This window comes from Lunatimonas salinarum, assembly GCF_017811155.1.
GTDB classification, from domain to species: Bacteria; Bacteroidota; Bacteroidia; order Cytophagales; family Cyclobacteriaceae; genus Lunatimonas; species Lunatimonas salinarum.
On record NZ_JACVCV010000008.1, the window covers coordinates 45,064 to 65,312 of the forward strand.

A 20,249-nucleotide genomic window follows, 5' to 3' on the forward strand; every position below is an offset into this window, starting at 1 on the left:
ATGGGATTTTATTGCTCAAATTCTTGTTTTAATATCCGGAAGACCTCGTCGATCGTCTCTTCTTCCAGCTCGGTTCTTCGGATCAAGTCTTCTTTGGTCAGCGCCAACACACTCTTAGCAGTGTCTAAGCCTGTCTTCTTGAATTCCAAAATAACCCACTCTTCGATTTCATCAGAAAACTCGGACAAGTCCACGTCTTCCTCCTCCTCAAAGTCCGACAGCTCTCTAAACACATCAATCTCGTAACCAACCAGTCTGCTGGCAAGCCGGATGTTGAATCCCCCCTTTCCGATGGCCAATGATACTTGGTCAGGCTTCAGAAATACGGAGATACGCTTTCGCTCTTCATCTACCTGAATGGACGATACCTTGGCTGGACTCAATGCCCGTGTCACATACAAGTCCAAGTTCTCGGTATAGTTGATTACATCGATGTTCTCATTTTGCAACTCCCTCACTACGGCATGAATCCTGCTTCCCTTCATCCCCACACAGGCACCTACCGGGTCGATGCGGTCGTCATAGGACTCCACGGCTACCTTGGCACGCTCTCCGGGTTCGCGAACGATCTTTTTGATGGTGATCAGCCCATCGTACACTTCCGGCACCTCATTTTCAAAGAGACGCTCCAAAAAGATCGGTGAGGTCCTAGAAAGGATGATGCGCGGGTTGCCGTTGATCATTTCCACTTTGTGCACAATCGCGCGAACCATGTCTCCTTTTCGGAACCGGTCTTTGGGAATCTGCTCGCCCTTGGGCAGGATCAGCTCGTTGCCCTCTCCATCCATCAGCAAGGTCTCCCTGCCGAGTATCTGATATACTTCCGCATTGATAATCTCTCCCGCCAACTCCTCATAATGCTGGAAAAGGATGTCTTTTTCCAAATCCTTTATGCGCTGAATCAGCGTTTGCCGAGCCATCATTACCGCCCTGCGTCCAAAGTCTTCCAGTTCAATCCGCTCGTAGGTTTCTTCTCCGATCTCAAAATCGGGCTCTATTTTTCTGGCTTCCGAAAGGCTGATTTTATCGTAATCCCAGATATCTTCCGAATCGTCATCGACAATTTCACGGATCCGAACAATCTCCAAATCACCTTTGTCTGCGTTGATGATGACGTCAAAGTTTTCGTCTGTCTCGTACTTCTTCCGAATCATGGCCCTGAATACGTCCTCTAAAATCCGGATCATGGTGGGTCGGTCCACGTTTTTGGACCTTGCAAACTCCGCAAACGACTCAATTAAAACTTTAGCATCCATTGTTTTTATTTAAAAGAAACCAATACTGTTGACTTTTTTATCTGATCAAAGGAGATGGAAACCTCCTCTTCCGTTGCCTTTTTACCTTTTTCCTTCCGCTTGACGACCAATACAATACCGATCTGACCCACTTCCTTCAGTACTCCCTCCAAAACCTCGCCAGAATCTCGATGCACCTTCAGGTTTCTTCCCTGGTTTTTACTGTACTGCCTTCTGGAGCTAAGTGGGTAATCCACGCCCGGAGAGGAAACTTCAATCGTGTAGGCGTCTGCAATCAGCTCCTTTGCTTCGATTTCGTCCGAAACCTGCCGGCTTACCTTGGCACAACTGTCGATGTTTAACCCCTGATCTGCATCAATCAGAATGTTCAGCACCTTCTTGTATCCCACTTGGTTCACTTTTACTTCTACCACAAAATGGGAATCATCCGGCAAATGCTTTTCTACAATCTCAGCAATAGTCTGTTCCAATTCCATTTTTAATCCCTCAGAGAGTGCCCCTTATCTGTTTTCAAGTCCTAAACGAAAGAGGGGACGCTGCGTCCCCTCTTGGCTTAATGTCATATACGATACAAAGGTAATAAAATTATTTTCCTAAAAAAAGTATTGAAAGTTTGATAAATTTGCGGAATGCGATTACACGACCTCAAACTATTCAACACACTCACCCGCCAAAAAGAAAAATTTGAACCGCTCAGCCCGCCCCGTGTGGGAATGTATGTCTGTGGACCCACCGTATATGGCGATGCACACCTGGGCCATGCCCGTGCCGCCGTGTCCTTTGATGTGGTATACCGATACCTTACATTTTTGGGTTACAAAGTACGCTACGTTCGAAACATCACCGACGTAGGCCATCTGGAAGCGGATTCGGATGATGGAGAGGATAAAATCGCCAAAAAAGCCAAACTGGAACAACTGGAACCCATGGAGGTAGTACAGCATTATGCGGAGTCCTACCACCGGGACATGGAGTTACTAAATACGCGGAAACCGAGCATAGAACCCCGCGCCACGGGCCATATTCCCGAGCAAATCCAACTCGTGGAAGACATCTTAAGCCAAGGGCTGGCTTACGAAGAAAACGGCAGCGTCTACTTCGACGTGTTAAAGTACAACGAAGGCACAAAATACGGACGCCTTTCCGGGCGCGTAATCGAAGAGCTTGTCAGCGGCAGCAGGGACTTGGACGGTCAGTCAGAGAAACGAAACGCCTTAGACTTTGCCCTTTGGAAAAAAGCAGCACCTGAACACCTCATGAAATGGCCTTCTCCCTGGAGCTTGGGCTTTCCCGGTTGGCATTTGGAATGTACGGCCATGTCCAGCAAATACCTGGGCCAGCATTTTGACATACACGGAGGGGGCATGGACTTGATGTTTCCCCATCACGAGTGCGAGATTGCACAGGGCAATGCCTGCAACCATCAGGATCCTGCCAAGTATTGGCTGCACAACAACATGATTACCATCAATGGACAAAAAATGGGCAAGTCCCTTGGTAACTTCATTACCCTGCAGCAGCTCTTCCAAGGGGATCATCCGGTGCTGGAGCAGGCCTACAGCCCCATGACCATCCGGTATTTTATTCTGACCGCCCATTACCGGTCTACGCTGGATTTTTCCAACCAAGCCCTGCAAGCGGCGCAGAAAGGTTACAAGAAGCTCATCAATGGATTCCGTATTTCGGGCATGTTGACCTACACAGAGGAATCAGGTGTATCCATCGATGAAAATCAAATCGAGCAGGCGAAGAAAAGTATCCAAGCGGCTTATGCCGCCATGGATGACGATTTCAATACCGCACAGGCGATAGGCCACCTTTTTAACCTCCTGAAAAAAATCAACAGCATGTATACCGGACAGCTCTCTCCGTCCGTTTTTGGCAAGGAGGTGTTCGATCAAATGATCTCCACTTTCCGTTCCTTTGTGACGGAAATCCTGGGTCTGGTGGAAGAAAAGATGGACGCACAGGAACAGCTCCTCAAATTACTGCTGGACCTTTATCAGGAAGCAAAAGTACAAAGAGACTATCGCAGGGTGGATGAAATCAGGGCAAATCTGAAGAGCCTGGGCATCATCGTAAAAGACATGAAAAACAAAATTGACTGGGCTTATGAAGAATAGAGGATGGACTCTTATAGTCCTGCTGCTCTTATTAGTAGCCTGCGAAAAATCTGCCAACCGGGAGTCGATCGAAACAGCTGCGGCTACCTATAACGAATCCATTCCGGATTTCTTTGCGGATTCCGCCTATGCGTATATTCAAAAGCAAGTGGAATTTGGGCCCCGGGTACCCAATACGCCGGGCCATGCACAAACCGCCGACTGGCTGGTGGGCAAATTCGAATCCTTTGGCTTAACTGTGGAAAGGCAGGAATTCACCGTCAAAACCTACGATGGCCTGGACTGGAACCTCACGAATATCATTGCCTCCTTTCAGCCGCAGGCATCTAAGCGCATCCTGATTGCCGCCCACTGGGATACCCGACGTATGGCAGACAAAGATTCAGACCGGATAAACGAACCCATAGACGGGGCAAACGACGGCGGCAGCGGCGTGGGCGTCATCTTAGAGCTTGCCCGGACGCTAAGTCTCACCCAACTGCCCCCGAGTGTAGGTGTTGACTTCATCCTCTTTGACGGAGAAGACGACGGCGAGCCGGAGTTTTCCCGCCGAAGAAACACCAATGAAATCTGGTGGTGCCTGGGCTCCCAGCATTGGTCCAAGACTCCGCATAAAGCCGGTTACAGCGCCTATTTTGGAATTCTCTTGGATATGGTAGGTGGAAAAGGTGCCCGCTTTCATAAAGAAGGGTATTCAATCCACTATGCCAAAAATGTCGTGGATAAGGTGTGGAGCTACGCGCATCACCTAGGACACGGAGACTTTTTCATCATGCGTCAGACAGAGGCCATCACTGATGACCATCTGTTTGTCAATAAGGACGCCAACATCCCCATGATTAACATCATCGAGTACAGTCCCGACTATGGATTTGGACACTATCACCATACCCATGCAGATAACATGGAACTGATCGATCGAAAAACCTTGCAAGTGGTGGGAGAAACGGTGCTCTTTACACTTTATCAGGAGTAACCCGCTGCCTTCCAAACCCAATGACCATGATCATCAACCAAGTTCAAAATGAATTTAAGCGACTTTTTGGAGGCGACCCGCTGGTAATAGCCTCGCCGGGCCGAATCAATTTGATCGGAGAACATACCGACTACAACGAAGGGTTTGTCCTGCCGGCGGCCATTGACAAGGCCATCTTTTTAGGATTTGCCAAAAACGGCACGCGTTCTTGTAGGGTGTATAGCCTGGATTACCAGGCCATGGACTCCTTTTCACTCAATGAACTCGTACCCCGTGAGAGCGGATGGATCAATTTTATCATGGGTGTGACTGCCCAATTGCTGCGGGCAGGTTATCCCATCGAAGGATTTGACTGTGTATTTGGCGGGGATATACCCATTGGTGCGGGATTATCTTCCTCTGCCGCACTTGAAAACGGCGTAGGAATGGGCCTTTCAGAACTCTTTTCCTTAAATATTCCAAAACTGGAGCTGGTCCACCTCTCTCAAAAAGCAGAGCATGAGTTTGCCGGCGTAAAATGTGGGATCATGGACATGTTTGCCTCCATGATGGGCAGAAGTGGCCATGCGCTGCGCCTAGACTGCCGAAGCCTCGAATTTGCCTATTTCCCCTTATCCCTCGGCGCATATGAACTGGTACTTTTGGACACGAGGGTAGCGCATTCCCTTGGAGACTCCGCCTATAACACCCGAAGAGAAGAATGCCAAACCGGTGTCGACACGGTCCGTGCCCATTTCCCTGAAGTGAGTAGTCTACGGGACGTGACCATGGATATGTTGCAATCGGTCAGGCAGGAACTATCCGATGTCGTCTTCGATCGCTGTCACTATGTCATTTCCGAAAATCAGCGGTTGCTAAATAGCTGCAAAGCGCTGGAAGCCGGCGACCTCGCTTCGTTTGGCGAAGCGATGTATGCATCTCATCGCGGTTTGTCCCAGCAATACGAAGTAAGCTGCGATGAATTGGACTTCCTGGTGGCCTATACGATCGATCGCACCGAAGTACTGGGGGCAAGGATGATGGGGGGTGGATTTGGCGGATGCACCATTAATTTGATCGCCTCCGATCGGGTAGATACCGTGCTTGCCGAGATCTCCCAAGCCTATCAGGAGGCCTTTGGGATTCAATTAAAACCCTATCGGGTCACTATCTCCGAAGGAACACGCCGGATTTATTGATCCGACTACGCATTCCGGGAGACGAAGTAGGTGGCGCACCGGAACTATCTGAGCAAAAATGCGGTTTGAATTTTGCGCAATTGAAAACCAATCGTGCGAATTGAGGTATCTTGTTTTGGATCGCGCAAATTTTCGTTTATCTTTCATGTGTTTAAGGAATTTTCAAGCATAAGCTTTCGCATATCCTCCATGTACCAAGCAACGCCTCATTTCATTAACCACGGCATTAATCAGGGGCCCGGTGACAAAAAAAGTTAAAAAGGAGAAGGTTGTAGCCTTCATAAAACGCATCACCTTACTTGGACGGGCCTCAAAAGGGGTTCTAACAGGGATCATTTTATTTTTGGGCGTCGTAGTATTTATCAATACGATGTGGCTGATGAGCTCTTGGTACCAAGTCCCTGACCTATTTTCACAGTACTTTGAGCCGGAACAGGAGCTATCCGGCTATCACGCCGAAGCGTATGGTAGCTTTTTTGAACGGGCCATCGAGGCCTATCAATCCGGAAAATACGAAGACGCCATCACCCTCACCCGATCGGTGCTTGATGAACATCCGGACAGCGACACCTTGAAGTACTTACTGGGCACCTCCCATCTGGCGCTAAAGCAAGCGAAACCGGCCATTTACTACCTTCAAGGTGTAGTAAAAGACAGCAAATCCTCCTTACAGCCAAAGGCTCTTTGGAATCTGGGCTTGGCTTTCGTACTGGAAGGCGATCGGCGATCGGCTAAGGCTACATTGGAAAAAAGCAATCATCCCCGTGCAAAAGAACTGGCAAATGAACTAACGGATCCCTGAACCGCTCGGGAGAGTTGTTGTGAAGCAAAAATAAATCTAGTATAAATCAAATGCTCTTTCACATGAACATCGCAAACTCCTATTCCTCCTTTCGCAGGAGCTTCCCATTATATTTTTTTTTAGCAGTGCTAGGATTAGTTGCATCCTGTTCGGGTGAATCGGATGGGCCTACCCCGGCCTATCAGGTAGGAAACTTCACCGATGATCGTGACGGTCAGGAATACCAATACGTGATCATTGGCAGTCAGACATGGATGGCTGAAAACCTCAATTACGAAACGCCCTTGAGCTCTTGCTACGACAACGATCCTGCAAACTGCACCACCTACGGCCGTTTATACGATTGGTGGGATGCCATCGATGCCTGCCCCGAAGGGTGGCACCTGCCCACATTGGAAGAATATCAGGTACTCATTGACCGCTTTGGTGGAGTGGAGCAGGCCGGTGCGTCGCTGAAAGCCACTACCGGATGGGACGCACCAAACACCGGCGCAAACGACCTCTCCAGGTTTTCGGCACTACCGGGTGGCTCTTTGGTACAGAACCTGTTTGAAAGGCTGGGCCAGGAAGGGGAATATTGGACCGCTACACCGCTGACCACCAATTCGGCCGCTTTTGTACGGCTGCACTTTAACAGCACACAGGTAGAGACCACCCTGCAAAAATCCTTAAACCTAGGGGGATCTTGTAGGTGCGTGAAAGACTAGATTTCCCCGCCGGTAGCAGGGTTTCTTTCCATTATCCTAATCCATTCGTGGCAAGACAAAGCCACTTACGACAAAACGCGACCATTTTGCCCTGTTCGCAGCCCATTGTCCCGGAAAAATCATTACCTTATGCGGCTTATTTTAAAACCCAAAAACGTATGAAAAAGATGATTTGGCTGCTTAGCCTGCTGTTTTATACCACCATGGTGCAAGCCGAGTGGTTACTACCTAAAGTTTTTTCCGACCATATGGTGCTACAACGGGACTTGGAAGTACCCGTATGGGGCTGGGCAGAGCCCCGTGAACGCATTCAGGTTAGTTTTAACGGAAAAACCTATAACGTCCGGGCAGACAAAGAAGGCAAGTGGATGCTAAAGATGGATCCAAGTCCCGCAGGTGGGCCGTTTACGTTAGAGATAAAAGGTAAAAAGGACCACAAAACATTCCAAGATGTATGGTTGGGAGACGTTTGGTTACTTGGTGGCCAATCCAATATGGAATGGGCTCTAAAAAACACCAATCAGGGAGAGGATAGCATTGCGACGGCCGATTTTCCCCAAATACGTCTATTTGAGGTGGGAAGAAACCTGAGCCTGACTCCTATTAATGATGTGCCTGTGGCCACTTGGTCGGTGTGCACCCCTGAGTCGGTTGCCAATTTCTCCGCGATAGGGTATTACTTCGGCAAGCAGCTCCATTTGGAAAAAGGCGTAGCCGTGGGACTGTTGGACATCAACTGGGGAGGCACCTTAGTGGAAGTATGGACAAGCCATGACGCCCTCAGTACCCACCCGGATTTTGCCGAGCGAACAGGCAAGTACCAGTCAGGGCCCGTCGAGGGCTTTGATCCCTCCGACAAAAGACCTAACCCTTGGCCTACCAGCCTTTTTTACGGTATGCTGGAACCGGTCATTCCTTTTGGCATCAAAGGCGCCCTATGGTATCAAGGTGAATCCAATGCAACGAGGGCCTACCAATACCGGGAGCTATTTCCCCTGATGATCCAAGATTGGCGGCAGCATTGGGGACAAGGGGATTTTCCTTTCCTATGGGTACAATTGGCCAATTTTAAAGCTCCGAAAGCGCAACCTGAAGACAGCGATTGGGCCGAGCTTCGGGAAGCACAGACCTTGACACTTTCCCTGCCCAATACGGGGCAGGCGGTGATTATTGACCGGGGCGAAGCAAATGATATTCACCCGAGAGATAAGTGGACCGTAGCAAACCGCCTGTACCGGGCTGCCGAAAAGGTGGCCTATGGCAAGGACGTCGTCTACAGCGGCCCGGTATATAAGGGCATGCAGCGGGAAGGCAATACCCTGCGGGTCAGTTTCGACCACGTAGGTTCCGGCTTGATGGTAAGCGATAAGTATGGCTACGTAAAAGGATTTGCAGTAGCCGGTTCGGACCGCAAATTTCACTGGGTAAAAGGACGGCAAGAGGGTAACGATATCCTCTTGGACGTTTCGGGCATCGCCAACCCCTTGGCTTTACGCTATGGCTGGGCAGATAATCCCGATGACCTGAATATATACAACCGCGAGGGCCTCCCCTTGAATCCATTCCGAACGGACGATTGGCCAGGCATCACCTACGGCAAAAAGTAAAAACACAAAAGCCTGCTGTAAATATCTACAGCAGGCTTTTTCAATTTTTTAAAGAGTCCGTTAAAATCAGGCTTCCTTCTCTACGATCGATTGCACGCAATCTACCCACGTGTCTTTGGAGTTCAGGCTGGGTACCAAATCCCAAGCGGTACCGCCAAGCTCGATAAATTCTTCCTTGTATTCCTCTCCCACCTCCACGGTGGTCTCCAGGCAATCCGCTACAAAGGCCGGCGAAAACACCAAAACCTTTTTGACACCTTTGGCAGCCATTTCCTTGATCAGATCTTCGGTGTAGGGTTTGATCCAAGGATCATTACCCAACCTGGATTGGAAGCAGGTCTTGACTTTCTCCTCCGGCAAATTCAATCGTTCTGCTATGAGGCGGGTCGTCAGAAAACATTGGGATCGGTAGCAAAACTGGTTTTTCTTGGTGTATTGCGCGCAGCACTTGTCGCTTAACTGGCAATAGCCGTCTACAGACCCCTTTTTGATCTGCCGTTCGGGCAAACCGTGGTAGGAAAACACAAACATGTCGTATTCCTCCTTTGCCACATACTCCCTGCCAAGTTCCTCCCAGGCCTGCAAAAACAATGGATGCTCCACAAAATTGGTGACGTAGGAGATACTGGGAATGATCTGCCATTTGCGGGCTTCCTCCATGACCTTGTCTATCACTGACCCGTTTGTAGCTGAGGCATATTGTGGAAACAGGGGCAAAACGATAATTTTTTTCACATTGGCCTTATTCAGGGCCTTCAATCCGTCGGCGATACTGGGACTTTGGTAGCGCATCGCCATTTCAACATGGTATTTCTTTGGGTCTAGCTTTTTTCTCAGCTTGTCCGTTAGGTCTTGGGTATGGAACAATAGCGGGGATCCCCGTTCCGTCCACAGCTTGCGGTATTCCTTGGCCGACTTAGGCGCCCGAAAAGGCGCGATGATCAGATTGACCAGCATCCAACGTGGGATAAACGGAAAGTCGATCACCCTGCCATCCATCAAAAACTCCCTTAGATACTTTCGTACATCCCCTGTAGCCGTACTGTCGGGAGTTCCCAAGTTAACCAGTAACACGCCGGTTTTCGCGGTATTTTTACTCATCATGATCGGTTTTCCGTTGACATTCTCTATAAACCAAAGGTACTGCCAAAAGTTATAAAAAGGAAAAGCATCCGGCCATTTGCGGACGGGTCCTCCGACCTTTTATAAGACGGTGGGATTTGCTTAGTAGAAATCACTTGAAGGGATAAACCGAGATGCGGCTTGCTTCGGGTCAGTGAGGTGCTTGGCTGGCTTTCAGGCTCCACTTCATCAGCGGCCCCGAGGTCATACTCGTCACTATGGCCATCACCACCAGTGCGACGAACAACTTTTCGTCGATAAGGCCATTTTCCAGCGCTATAAGGCCTAAGATGATCTCCATGGCACCCCGGGCGTTCATACCGAATCCCACGGCAAGCGATTCTTTGACATTAAATTTCCCCTGATAGGCGCCAAAGCCGCTGCCCACGATCTTTCCTACAAATGAAATCACTAGTACAGCCAAGGTGAGGAAAAGGTCGAAATTGGCGACAAAGTTTATCTTCAATCCGATGGATACAAAAAACAATGGCGCGAATATATTATTGATAAACTGATGGACGATTTCCTTGGCGCGCTCCGACATGTGTTCGCTATCACCCAAGGCTACGCCTAATAGGAAGGCCCCAAAAATGGCGTGTATGCCCAACCACTCTGTAAAGGCCGCCGAAATAAAACACACGGCCATGGAAAGGGAAAGCACGCCTCCCGGCCAAGCCAGCTTTTTATTCACCCATGGAAGCCCTTTGTTGATCAACGCCTTGCCAACGGTGAGCATAAAGAAGGTAAACAGCAGCGTGATACCGATCGTCTGCAACAGAGAGAGGCTGCCTGATTTCCCCATAAAGGAAAGAATGACGGAAAAAATGAGCCATCCAATAATGTCATTAACCATGGCAGATGCCACGATCAGCATGCCCATCTTAGTCTTAAACAGGTCTAGATCCATCAGGATACGGACGACGACCGGCAGGGCCGTGATGGACATGGCCGTACCCATAAAAAGGGAAAAAAGCATGCGATTTCCCTCCGCCAACCCAAAAAAGTCCGGAAAGAAATAGGGAAATACAAATCCTAGCGCAAAAGGAACAACCAATCCCAACAAGCTAATACTAAGGGCGGCCTTCCCTTGGGACCACACCAGGTGTAGCTCTACTTCCAAGCCCGCTATAAATAAAAGCAAAATTACCGCAATCTGTATAAATCCATCCAACGCCAAATTGGCCGAGGGGTTACTCATAAACAAGGACTCAAACAAGCCCGGGGCAAAGGTTCCCAGGATGGTAGGCCCCAACAAGATCCCGGCCAGCAATTCGCCCACTACCGCAGGTTGATTGAACTTTCGGGCCAGCTCGGCAAACATCCGCGCCATTAACAGCATGGATGCAAGCTGAATCAACAAGTTGATGACCTCGGTATGAGATAGTCCGTTCATGTAGGGAAATTATTTTTTGATTATCAAAAGATTGCAAGGAAGATTTCCTAAAATGTCCTCAATGTCGTGAGGAAACAGCCGATCAAAAAAAGTGAGGTTTTCATGCCCGCCAAGTACGAGCAAATCTGCGGAGATACTTTCTGAAAACTTCGCTAACTCCGGTGCCCATCGGCCCGAGGTCACCTTGATGTTTATCTTTAAATCGCCCTTATCTATGGTCTTTAGGATATCCTCCACGTAACTGACTTCCTCGCTCACAAGCTTTTTTCGGTTTTTAGAAATCTCTGCTTCGCTGCTATCAGAGATGGTGGCCATCTTCAACCCGTACATCTTTATCTCGTTTAAGATAAAAACCTGTTTAACCTGTTCCAGCTTGCACAGCGCTATACCTTGAGCTACTACATAAGGAGTGAGCGCCTGCTGGGTTCCATTAATCACGATCTTATGAAAAGGACGTGGATGGGTACTGGGTTCTATAAGTACCAACACCGAGCATTTTGCCTTCCGGATGATCTTTCTAGCAATGCTGCCAATGTAATAAGTAAACAATTCTTCCTTTTTCAAAGCCCCTGCCACCAATAGATCCACCCCCTCCCTGTTGCATACTTGGATGATTTTCTTGGCCGGCTTGCCTTCCTCCCACACAATCTTGGTCTGACCTAAGTTCACCCCGTATTTTTCCAGCATACCAAAAAGGCGGTTTTCCAGCTCCGGAGTCTTCTTTCCGATATGGACTAATACCAATTCGGATCGGTGCAAATCTTTCAATCTCTTGGTTTCGGCAATCAACGCCTCTATCCTGGGCGAAAACGCTATGGCAAGGGCTATCTTCCGGTACATATTTTCTTCGGGATCTCTATCAAAAATCAAAGTAGGTAAAAATATTGGGAAATCTGGTCCCTTCCGGGAATAAAAAGTAAACTCAGCGACTGAAGCATTTTTTCCTTTTACTGGGTGTAGATTGCATCTACATCTCATTTATCTTTCTGTTCACGGACTTTTGGCATTTGCAATGCCGGCTCGATCAATTCTTTCATCTAACAAACAGCCTTATTCTACCAGCTTTTCCAAAAAACCGCGTAATCCAACCACTTGCACCTTAGAATCATAAACATAGCTATCCTCTCCGGGAGTGATGATATACAATTTATCGATACCCAGATCCTCCATGGCGATATAGGTGCCTTTGGTCAGCTTGGGAGATCGGCTTAATTTAATTTCCGCAGCGGCAATCCAGCGGTTTTCCCTCCTTATCAGTAGGTCAATCTCGGCCCCGTCCTGCGTGCGGTAAAAATATAGCTCATCATCAATATGTAGTACAGCCTTTACCTGATGAACGACAAAGGATTCCCACGAGCTCCCAACGGCTATATTTCCATAAAGGCCCTCCATACCTTTAATACCTAGCAGGTAATGAAGCATGCCCGTATCCCTAAAATAGATTTTTGGAGATTTTACCAGTCGCTTTTTGACATTGATATGCCATAAAGGCAGTTCGGTAACCAAAAAGGCGTTGACAAAATACCCCGTATAGGTTTTGACGGTTGGCATACTTAGGCCAAGTGACTTCGCCAACGTGCTGTAGTTTACTATTGCACCGTTTAGTGAAGCTAACATCATCATAAGTTGCCTTGTGATATTCGGATTGGCGGTTAAACCTAGAGATGGAAGATCTCTTTGGATATAACTATGGATAAAACTCGCATACCAAGATTGTTTGTATTTAATGCTTTCATTAAGCGCAGGCTCAGGAAATCCACCATAAAGCCATAAAGAAGTCAACGGAATCTGATCATTGACTTCCAATAAATTCAAAGGGTACATTTCTAGGTAATTGATTCTCCCCGCAAGGCTTTCGGAGGACTGTTTCAACAATTCAGGGGAGGCAGATCCTAGTATTACAAACCTTCCCGAAATGCGGTGTTCATCTACCAGTGAACGAATCAAATATTAAGTCCCAAGCCTTTTTGCACAATCGCTTGTCCTCTGTAATAAACCATATGACTGCATGTGTGTCTATCAGAAGATTCATCACATGTACTCTTTAAAATCATCTAACGGTTCATCAAAATCATCTTTCATCCGAATCAGTCCCTTAGCTAATCCCGGCTTGCGCTGAGGTTTATTTTTGCTTTTTGACACAGATTTTGATTTTAAAAAATCAACCAATCACCCTCCGAGTTAATTTTTCAATTATCTTTAATCTTCAATAAGTATTTATCCCTAATTTTGATTTTCTTTTTGTCCAATATGTCTATTAAAAACATGCAATACCTGCTTTTCGGGATGCTAATGACGATCTCCCTCACGATTTCAGGTTCGGCTAATGGTCAGGGAGATTATCCTACCTTAGACCAACTGGCAGCGCAGTTGGCGCAACTGGCAAACGCACATCCGGAAGCAACACGCAAGAGCCTGGGAAAGACCGCAGGTGGAAAAGATATCTGGGTGCTTGAAGTTGGGACCGGCAGGATGGACAGTAAGCCTGCCATGGCTGTATTCGGAGGAGTGGAAGGCTACCATCTCTTGGGGGTTACACTTGCCCTTAAATTTGCCGAAAACCTTCTCTCCTCTAACAAAGAGATCCTCGATTCCCAAACTTTCTACATCTTTCCAAATATGTCGCCTGATGCCTACCAGCAATATTTTGCCCCCATAAAATACGAACGCAGGGGAAATGCAACGGCGGTGGACCATGATAGGGATGGGACTGTCAGCGAAGACGGATTCGACGATCTAAACGATGACGGGTACATTACGATGATGCGGGTGGAGTCTCCTTTGGGAGGATATGTCACCTCGGAAGAAAACCCGCTTTTACTACGGCCCATTGATTCTAAAAAAGGTGAAAAAGGAACCCACATGTACCTCATTGAGGGTATTGACAATGATAAAGACGGACAACACAATGAAGACTTGGAAGAAGGTATTGCTTTCAACAAAAGTTTATCGTACCAATTCCCGGCGTTTGAAGCGTTGGCCGGTGATTTTCCCGTATCCCAGATAGAAAGTCGGTTGTTGCTGGACTACCTGTATGAGCGACCGAATATCTACACGGTATTTACCTTTGGGCCAGCCAACAACCTATCCGTAGCCTTGCCCTATCAGGCAGCCAATGCCCAAAAAAGAGTTGTCACCTCCATCCTGGAGAAAGATGCCCAGCTAAATCAGCGTCTGTCAACGCTTTATGCAGAAACGGTTTCCTTAAAATCCTATGGACAAACCAATCAGGGAACTCCTGGGGATTTTTTCCAATGGGCCTATTTTCATTTTGCCCGGCTTAGCTTGTCCACGCCAGGCTGGTGGGTACCTGAAATGAAAACAGGTGATACCAAAAACTTCAGATCTTCCGAAGCCAATTTTCTGGCTTGGGCGGACTCCATGGGCATGGAGGATGTTTTTGTTCCCTGGACAAAAATAGAGCACCCGGATTATCCGGGCAAAAAGGTAGAAGTGGGTGGCATCAAACCCTTTGTGATGCACAATCCTCCTTTTGGCATGACAGACAGCTTAGCACAGATGCACACGGATTTTATCCTACAGGTTGCCCGCCAACATCCCAAATTGATGTTGCTAGATCTAAAAACGGAAAAACTGGACAAAGACTTGACCCGGATTACAGTGGAGCTGTTTAACGACGCACCCATTCCAACGCATACGGAAATGGGGAATCGGTCGAGGTGGTTCAAGAAAATCCGGGTGGATATGGGCAGGGAGGCATCCGACATCCTGTTAGGGGATAAGATCAAATTGATCGACAGTTTGGATGCCTACGGGAAGACTACCTTAAGTTGGGTGGTTAAAGGAAAAGGTGCTGTCCGCATTCAGGCAGGAGCACCGCATACCGGATTTACCGAAATCACAGTTAACCTATGATCCGTTTCACTATGATTAAATTCAATAAAACGATTCTATTTTTCGGAACGCTATTTCTGCTTGTTTCCATAGAGGTTGACGCCCAAGAAAAGTTCTTCCGAGCCATCGGAACACCCCATACGCCCAAAGTGGAAGTAGCATGGAACCGCTATCACACAAACGATGGCCTGCTGGATATCATGCAACGCATGGTCAAAGCACACCCTTCTCTGGCAAAACTTGAAAGCATCGGTAAGTCCTTTGAGGGCAGGGATATATGGCTGCTGACCATCTCTGATTTTGGCCACGGAAATCCGGATCGCAAGCCGGGCATGTACATCGATGGAAACATCCATTCCAACGAACTGCAGGGATCCGAATTTGCCTTGTACACCGCTTGGTACCTCACCGAGATGTATGGAGAACTGGATTTCATCCGTGAATTGCTGCGAGATAAAACGTTTTACATTGCTCCCACCATCAACCCCGATGCTAGGGATAACTTCATCAAAGAAGCTAATACGCCGCACTCGCCCCGGTCAGGCATGATCAAGCTGGATGACGATCAGGATGGAGCGATCGGAGAAGACGGCTTCAATGATCTCAATGTAGACGGCCATATCACCCAAATGATTCGAAAGTCACCCAATGGACGATACATCAAAGACCCTCTCGATCCACGAAAATTAATCCCTGTTTCTGCGGAAGCGTTTGGTGACTATGAAATATTGGGCTATGAGGGCATTGACGCAGACGGAGACGGCCGGGTAAACGAAGATGGCATCGGATACTACGATCCCAACCGGGATTGGGGATGGAAATGGCAACCGGATTACGTGCAACGAGGAGCCTATAAGTATCCCTTCAGCCTGCCCGAAAACCGAGCCGTAATGGAATTTGTGATGAAGCATCCCAATATTGCCGGAGCACAAAGCTACCATAACTACGGCGGAATGATCCTGCGTGGACCAGGTGCCGAAGAAGACCTGGACACCTATAATCAACAGGATATCCGTATTTACGACGCCATCGCCAAAAAAGGCGAGGAAATGATCCCAGGCTACAGGTACTTGGTCGTTTACAAAGATTTATACTCTGTATTTGGGGGCGAACTGGATTGGTTTTACGGTGGCCGGGGCATCTACACCTATACCAATGAACTGATGGTCTCTTACCTTTACTTTCACGAAAATGCCGGAAGGGGTAACCAAGAGGAAGAGATGAAGGTAGACCGGTACCTGACCTTTGGGGATGCATTTGTGCCTTGGGAGGCATTCGAACACCCGCAATTTGGCAGGGTCGAAATTGGTGGTTTCAAGAAAAATTTTGGCCGTTTACACCCCGGATTTCTATTGGAGCAAGATGCACATCGAAATATGGCCTTTACGATCTACCATGGCTATCATACCCCCAAGCTATCCGTGAGCGATGTCAAAGAGGAAGATCTGGGCCGGGGGCTAAAAGCCATCACCGCCACCATTCAAAACGAACGGTTGATGCCTACCCATTCCAGCCAAGATTTGAAATACCGTATCGAACGGCCCGATTTTGTATCGATCAGCGGCGTGGAGGTCCTATCGGGGATGATCGTCGAAAACGAAGACTTTAACAAGGTACAGGAACAAACCTACGAGCCTGAAAAAATCCGCGTGGAAAATATTCCCGGAATGGGCACCGTCAAAGTACGCTGGATCGTAAAAGGAAACCGACCCTACCGCATTCAGGTGGATTCTGCCAAAGGCGGTATCGCAGAATGGAAGCCCTAGCTGCACCGCCTTATGCCAGCGATGAGATGAACCCATCACCAATCCGCATGCAATGAGTAAACAGAAAACCCAAGAAACCGGACAGAATGTGCTTCAATACATCGCTGATGTGCCCTCCACCCAAAAACAGGCCGATAGCCTGCGACTCATACAGTGGATGGAAGAGATCACCGGGCACCCGGCGAAGATGTGGGGACCCAGCATCATTGGGTTTGGAAAATACCACTACAAATATGCCAGTGGACACGAGGGGTATGCGCCACTGCTGGGTTTCTCACCACGAAAGGCGGCCATTTCCCTGTACGTTTTTACAGGCTTGGAAGATCATAAACCGTTGTTGGAGGGCCTTGGCAAATACACCATGGGCAAGGCTTGCATCTACGTAAAAAAGCTTTCCGATATCGACGAACAGGTGTTAAAAAACCTCATGAACCAAACCATACAATACTTGGAAAACCGCTATGGGAAATGCTAAAGTCAACCCGAAGGGGATTTTCTTCATTTCCAGCCAAAAACCGATTACGCATTTTTCAATATGCCCCGCCTATCAAGCATAGTATTTTTTCATATTCATAACAATGTAAGTATATTTTTGCTAAATATGTATTTTTTAAATATTTTTGTTATATTATTTGCAAATTAATACTCGCTATCCTACCTTTGAATTATCAAACAACGACAAAACGTGTCGAAAACGTTTGTTGACAATGTAGGGTGATGAAACTGGCAGACATGCCCTCCGGTCTCGGGGGTGGGGAGCTAAGGACAAAGCAAACATGGAGCTCGTGTTTTGCCTAACTGCCCCGTGGAGGTTCGACTCCTTCTCCTACAGCAGGTTATTTTGGGTTTATTGTTAATTGACTAAAGCTATGAGACATTGTTTCATAGCTTTTTTCAGTTTAAAGGCAGCTAATTAAAACCTGTTCAGATCCGGTGTAGCTTGAAGGGGTAACTACCTCCTGCATTCCATTGGCAAACGTACAGATTTTTGTCCCGGTCCACGCATACATCGTGGCAGTGTTTAAAAACAGGTATCTCTTGAAGCATGAGGGTCAGCTTACCGTTTTCGTAGCGGGGTTCCGTGCCTCCTGGATTGGAGATCACCCGGTTGTTTTTATCCAAAATGGTAATAAAGCCCTTATTCAACTGCATGTTATAATTACCCTCGGACATGCCAAAGCAGACACCCGAATACAGGTTGTCTCCGTCCAACACAGGCCTGCTGATAAATGCACCTGGCAAATAGATATCTTCCAGGTGCTTTCCATCCAAGGTAAAGCGTTTGAAAGTATTTTTTATCCGTGCCGAGCATAGAAGGGTAGGATTTTGGGGATCCCGCCGATCGATTGCCACCCCGTGCACCTGCTTGAACTTATCGGGTTGCAAAAAACTATCCCCGCCAAATTTCCGGATAAACTGCCCCTTGGCGTCAAACTGAAGGATAAACTGGGCTCCGTAGCCGTCGGCCACATAGATGTCTCCGTTTGGCGCTACCGCCGTCTCTGTAGGGCGATAGGGAATGGTTTCGGTATAGGTACCCACCTGCAGTGGCGTGGGCAGTTCCATGACCACGGTGCCATCCAACGTACATTTCACGACCTTTCCCAAACCGGAATCCGTCACATACAGGTATTCGGTATCTCCTTCATCCACCAAGGTAAGCCCATGGGCACCCGAAAAGCCCAAAGTCCAAGTAAACAGCAGCTTGCCTGCGGTGTCATAGACGATCATATTGTTTTTGGGATGGTCCGTCAGCATAAAAAGCCGGTCTTTACGGTCCATCACCATTTCGTGGCAGTTGTTTACCGGGGTCTTGGCTGGATCCAAATCGCCCCAGGCGCGGTCTACCCGGTATTGGAAATTTCCATGGCCCAACAGCTCGTCTGAGAGATGCCGTTTTGTGTTGCCTATGTGAAAGGTCTTGACACCTGTTCCCAATGACACGGCCCCAAGAGCCGATGCTTTCAAAAACTTCCTTCTTCCTGTCATCCCTTTTAGGTTAAAATATCCTTAACCACGTGACCATGTACATCGGTGAGGCGAAACCTTCTGCCTTGATGCTTAAATGTGAGCCGCTCGTGATCTACGCCCATCAGGTGAAGCAGGGTAGCTTGAAAATCATGCACATGTACCCCCTTTTCGGTCACGTTATAGCTAAACTCGTCTGTCTCACCGTAAACGATGCCGGGCTTCACACCTGCCCCTGCCATCCACATGGTGAAGCAGCCCGGATGATGGTCTCTGCCGTAATTGTCTTTGGTGAGCCTTCCCTGAGAAAAACTCGTTCTACCAAACTCCCCGCCCCACACTACCAGCGTATCGTCCAACAACCCACGCTGCTTGAGATCCATGATGAGGCCTGCGGTGGCTTGGTCGGTAGCCTGCGCCTGTGTCTTGATACCCCGGGGGAGATTACCGTGCTGATCCCATCCCATGTGGTATAGCTGAATAAACTTTACATCCCGCTCCGCAAGACGCCTCGCTTGAAGGCAATTGGCTGCGTAAGTCCCAGGAATCCGGGCATCCTCCCCATACAATTTATAGATGTGATCCGGCTCCTCCGAAAGATTTACTGCATCCGGTACGGAATTTTGCATGCGGTAAGCCATTTCATATTGACTTATTTTGGAGTGGATTTCGGGATCATTCCACAGCGCAAATTGCTCATGATTTAGTTCCTCAATAAAGTTCAATGCCTTTTTCCGATCGTGATCGTGTATGCCATGGGGATTATTCAGGTACAGCACGGGATCCTTTCCCGAGCGAAACTGCACCCCCTGATGGTGGGAAGGCAAGAAGCCGTTGCCCCAAGCATTGGAATTAAGCGGCTGGTCTCCTTGGCTTTGGGAGATCAACACCACAAACGAAGGCATGTTTTCATTGTCACTGCCTAAGCCATAACTCACCCAGGACCCGATCGAGGGCCGCCCACTCAATTGACTGCCGGTCTGTACAAACATCACCGCCGGCTCGTGGTTGATGGCTTCGGTTTTCATCGACTTGATAATGCACAGGTCGTCCACCACCTTGGCGGTATGGGGAAAAAGCTCACTAACCCAAGCACCAGACTGCCCGTATTGCTTGAAGTCATAGATGGATTTCACCAAGGGAAAGGTAGACTGGTCGGACACCATCCCGGAATTCCGCTGTGTTCCCTGAACAGAGGGCGGAATCTCCTGACCGTGCCACTTGACCAGCTCGGGTTTGTAGTCAAAGGTTTCAATCTGGGAGGGGCCTCCACTTTGGAATAAGTAGATTACTCGCTTGGCCTTAGGAGGAAAATGGGTTCCCTGTAGCAATCCGCTCATGCCGGTCGCTCCCCTAGGCGCTACCAAATCCCCCGCAAAGGAGCCCGATTTGCCCATCAGCGACGCCAAGGCAATGGCGCCAAAGCCCAAAGAGGTTTTCTTGAGAAATCCCCTTCTACTTTCGGTAAACTGTAAATGCTTTAAGTATTCGTCCAT

18 protein-coding genes are annotated in these 20,249 nt (G+C 48.3%); 9 read left to right on the forward strand and 9 right to left on the reverse strand.

Annotation, left to right across the window (positions count from 1 at the left end):
* Positions 1–8 precede the first annotated feature (8 nt).
* Positions 9–1,256, reverse strand: coding sequence for a transcription termination factor NusA (nusA, locus tag IAQ59_RS11140; protein ID WP_209330891.1), 1,248 nt, complete (start codon positions 1,254–1,256; stop codon positions 9–11).
* A 5-nt stretch (positions 1,257–1,261) separates the two neighbouring features.
* A complete protein-coding gene (locus IAQ59_RS11145; protein ID WP_209330892.1) occupies positions 1,262–1,732 on the reverse strand; it encodes a ribosome maturation factor RimP in 471 nt (156 codons plus the stop codon).
* Positions 1,733–1,885: 153 nt separating this feature from the next.
* Here IAQ59_RS11145 and cysS point away from each other — a divergent pair, with 153 nt between their 5' ends.
* The 6 genes from cysS to IAQ59_RS11175 all read left to right on the forward strand — a co-directional run bounded on the left by cysS (position 1,886) and on the right by IAQ59_RS11175 (position 8,649).
* Complete coding sequence (cysS, locus tag IAQ59_RS11150; protein WP_209330893.1) at positions 1,886–3,379, forward strand: cysteine--tRNA ligase; 1,494 nt, start codon at positions 1,886–1,888, stop codon at positions 3,377–3,379.
* Entirely contained in the window at positions 3,369–4,355 is a 987-nt protein-coding gene (locus IAQ59_RS11155; RefSeq protein ID WP_209330894.1) for a M28 family peptidase, read from the forward strand. Before cysS ends, IAQ59_RS11155 begins: the two co-directional genes overlap by 11 nt.
* A 26-nt stretch (positions 4,356–4,381) precedes the next feature.
* Positions 4,382–5,533: a galactokinase gene (gene galK / locus IAQ59_RS11160; protein ID WP_209330895.1), complete on the forward strand. Its 1,152-nt coding sequence runs from the start codon at positions 4,382–4,384 to the stop codon at positions 5,531–5,533.
* Positions 5,534–5,774: 241 nt separating this feature from the next.
* Positions 5,775–6,335: a tetratricopeptide repeat protein gene (locus IAQ59_RS11165; protein WP_209330896.1), complete on the forward strand. Its 561-nt coding sequence runs from the start codon at positions 5,775–5,777 to the stop codon at positions 6,333–6,335.
* Between the two features lie 62 nt (positions 6,336–6,397).
* On the forward strand, positions 6,398–7,042 hold the full coding sequence (locus tag IAQ59_RS11170) for a fibrobacter succinogenes major paralogous domain-containing protein (protein WP_209330897.1): 645 nt from the start codon (positions 6,398–6,400) through the stop codon (positions 7,040–7,042).
* A 158-nt stretch (positions 7,043–7,200) separates the two neighbouring features.
* Positions 7,201–8,649 (forward strand): sialate O-acetylesterase, encoded by a 1,449-nt coding sequence (locus tag IAQ59_RS11175; RefSeq protein WP_209330898.1) that lies wholly within the window; start codon positions 7,201–7,203, stop codon positions 8,647–8,649.
* A gap of 66 nt (positions 8,650–8,715) precedes the next feature.
* On the opposite strand, the gene hemH is transcribed toward IAQ59_RS11175, so the two are convergent.
* The 5 genes from hemH to vapB all read right to left on the reverse strand — a co-directional run bounded on the left by hemH (position 8,716) and on the right by vapB (position 13,333).
* Positions 8,716–9,750, reverse strand: coding sequence for a ferrochelatase (gene hemH, locus IAQ59_RS11180; RefSeq protein WP_209331088.1), 1,035 nt, complete (start codon positions 9,748–9,750; stop codon positions 8,716–8,718).
* Positions 9,751–9,922: 172 nt separating this feature from the next.
* Entirely contained in the window at positions 9,923–11,164 is a 1,242-nt protein-coding gene (locus IAQ59_RS11185; protein ID WP_209330899.1) for a cation:proton antiporter, read from the reverse strand.
* A gap of 9 nt (positions 11,165–11,173) precedes the next feature.
* A complete protein-coding gene (locus tag IAQ59_RS11190) occupies positions 11,174–12,004 on the reverse strand; it encodes a universal stress protein (protein WP_209330900.1) in 831 nt (276 codons plus the stop codon).
* 210 nt (positions 12,005–12,214) lie between these two features.
* Positions 12,215–13,111, reverse strand: coding sequence for an ATP-binding protein (locus IAQ59_RS11195; protein WP_209330901.1), 897 nt, complete (start codon positions 13,109–13,111; stop codon positions 12,215–12,217).
* Positions 13,112–13,195: 84 nt separating this feature from the next.
* Positions 13,196–13,333, reverse strand: a complete 138-nt coding sequence (gene vapB / locus IAQ59_RS22760; protein WP_425342609.1) for a type II toxin-antitoxin system VapB family antitoxin — start codon at positions 13,331–13,333, stop codon at positions 13,196–13,198.
* Between the two features lie 96 nt (positions 13,334–13,429).
* Here vapB and IAQ59_RS11205 point away from each other — a divergent pair, with 96 nt between their 5' ends.
* Genes IAQ59_RS11205 through IAQ59_RS11215 form a run of 3 tightly spaced genes read left to right on the forward strand, consistent with a single transcriptional unit; the run spans position 13,430 to position 17,260 of the window.
* Entirely contained in the window at positions 13,430–15,040 is a 1,611-nt protein-coding gene (locus IAQ59_RS11205; protein WP_209330903.1) for a M14 family metallopeptidase, read from the forward strand.
* An 11-nt stretch (positions 15,041–15,051) separates the two neighbouring features.
* Positions 15,052–16,785, forward strand: coding sequence for a M14 family metallopeptidase (locus IAQ59_RS11210; RefSeq protein WP_209330904.1), 1,734 nt, complete (start codon positions 15,052–15,054; stop codon positions 16,783–16,785).
* Positions 16,786–16,837: 52 nt separating this feature from the next.
* Positions 16,838–17,260 carry a DUF1801 domain-containing protein gene (locus tag IAQ59_RS11215; protein ID WP_209330905.1) on the forward strand — a complete coding sequence of 141 codons (423 nt, stop codon included), beginning with the start codon at positions 16,838–16,840 and terminating at the stop codon, positions 17,258–17,260.
* Positions 17,261–17,709: 449 nt separating this feature from the next.
* On the opposite strand, the gene IAQ59_RS11220 is transcribed toward IAQ59_RS11215, so the two are convergent.
* Both IAQ59_RS11220 and IAQ59_RS11225 read right to left on the reverse strand, forming a co-directional pair.
* Positions 17,710–18,774: a twin-arginine translocation signal domain-containing protein gene (locus tag IAQ59_RS11220; RefSeq protein ID WP_209330906.1), complete on the reverse strand. Its 1,065-nt coding sequence runs from the start codon at positions 18,772–18,774 to the stop codon at positions 17,710–17,712.
* A 5-nt stretch (positions 18,775–18,779) separates the two neighbouring features.
* Entirely contained in the window at positions 18,780–20,249 is a 1,470-nt protein-coding gene (locus tag IAQ59_RS11225) for a DUF1501 domain-containing protein (protein WP_209330907.1), read from the reverse strand.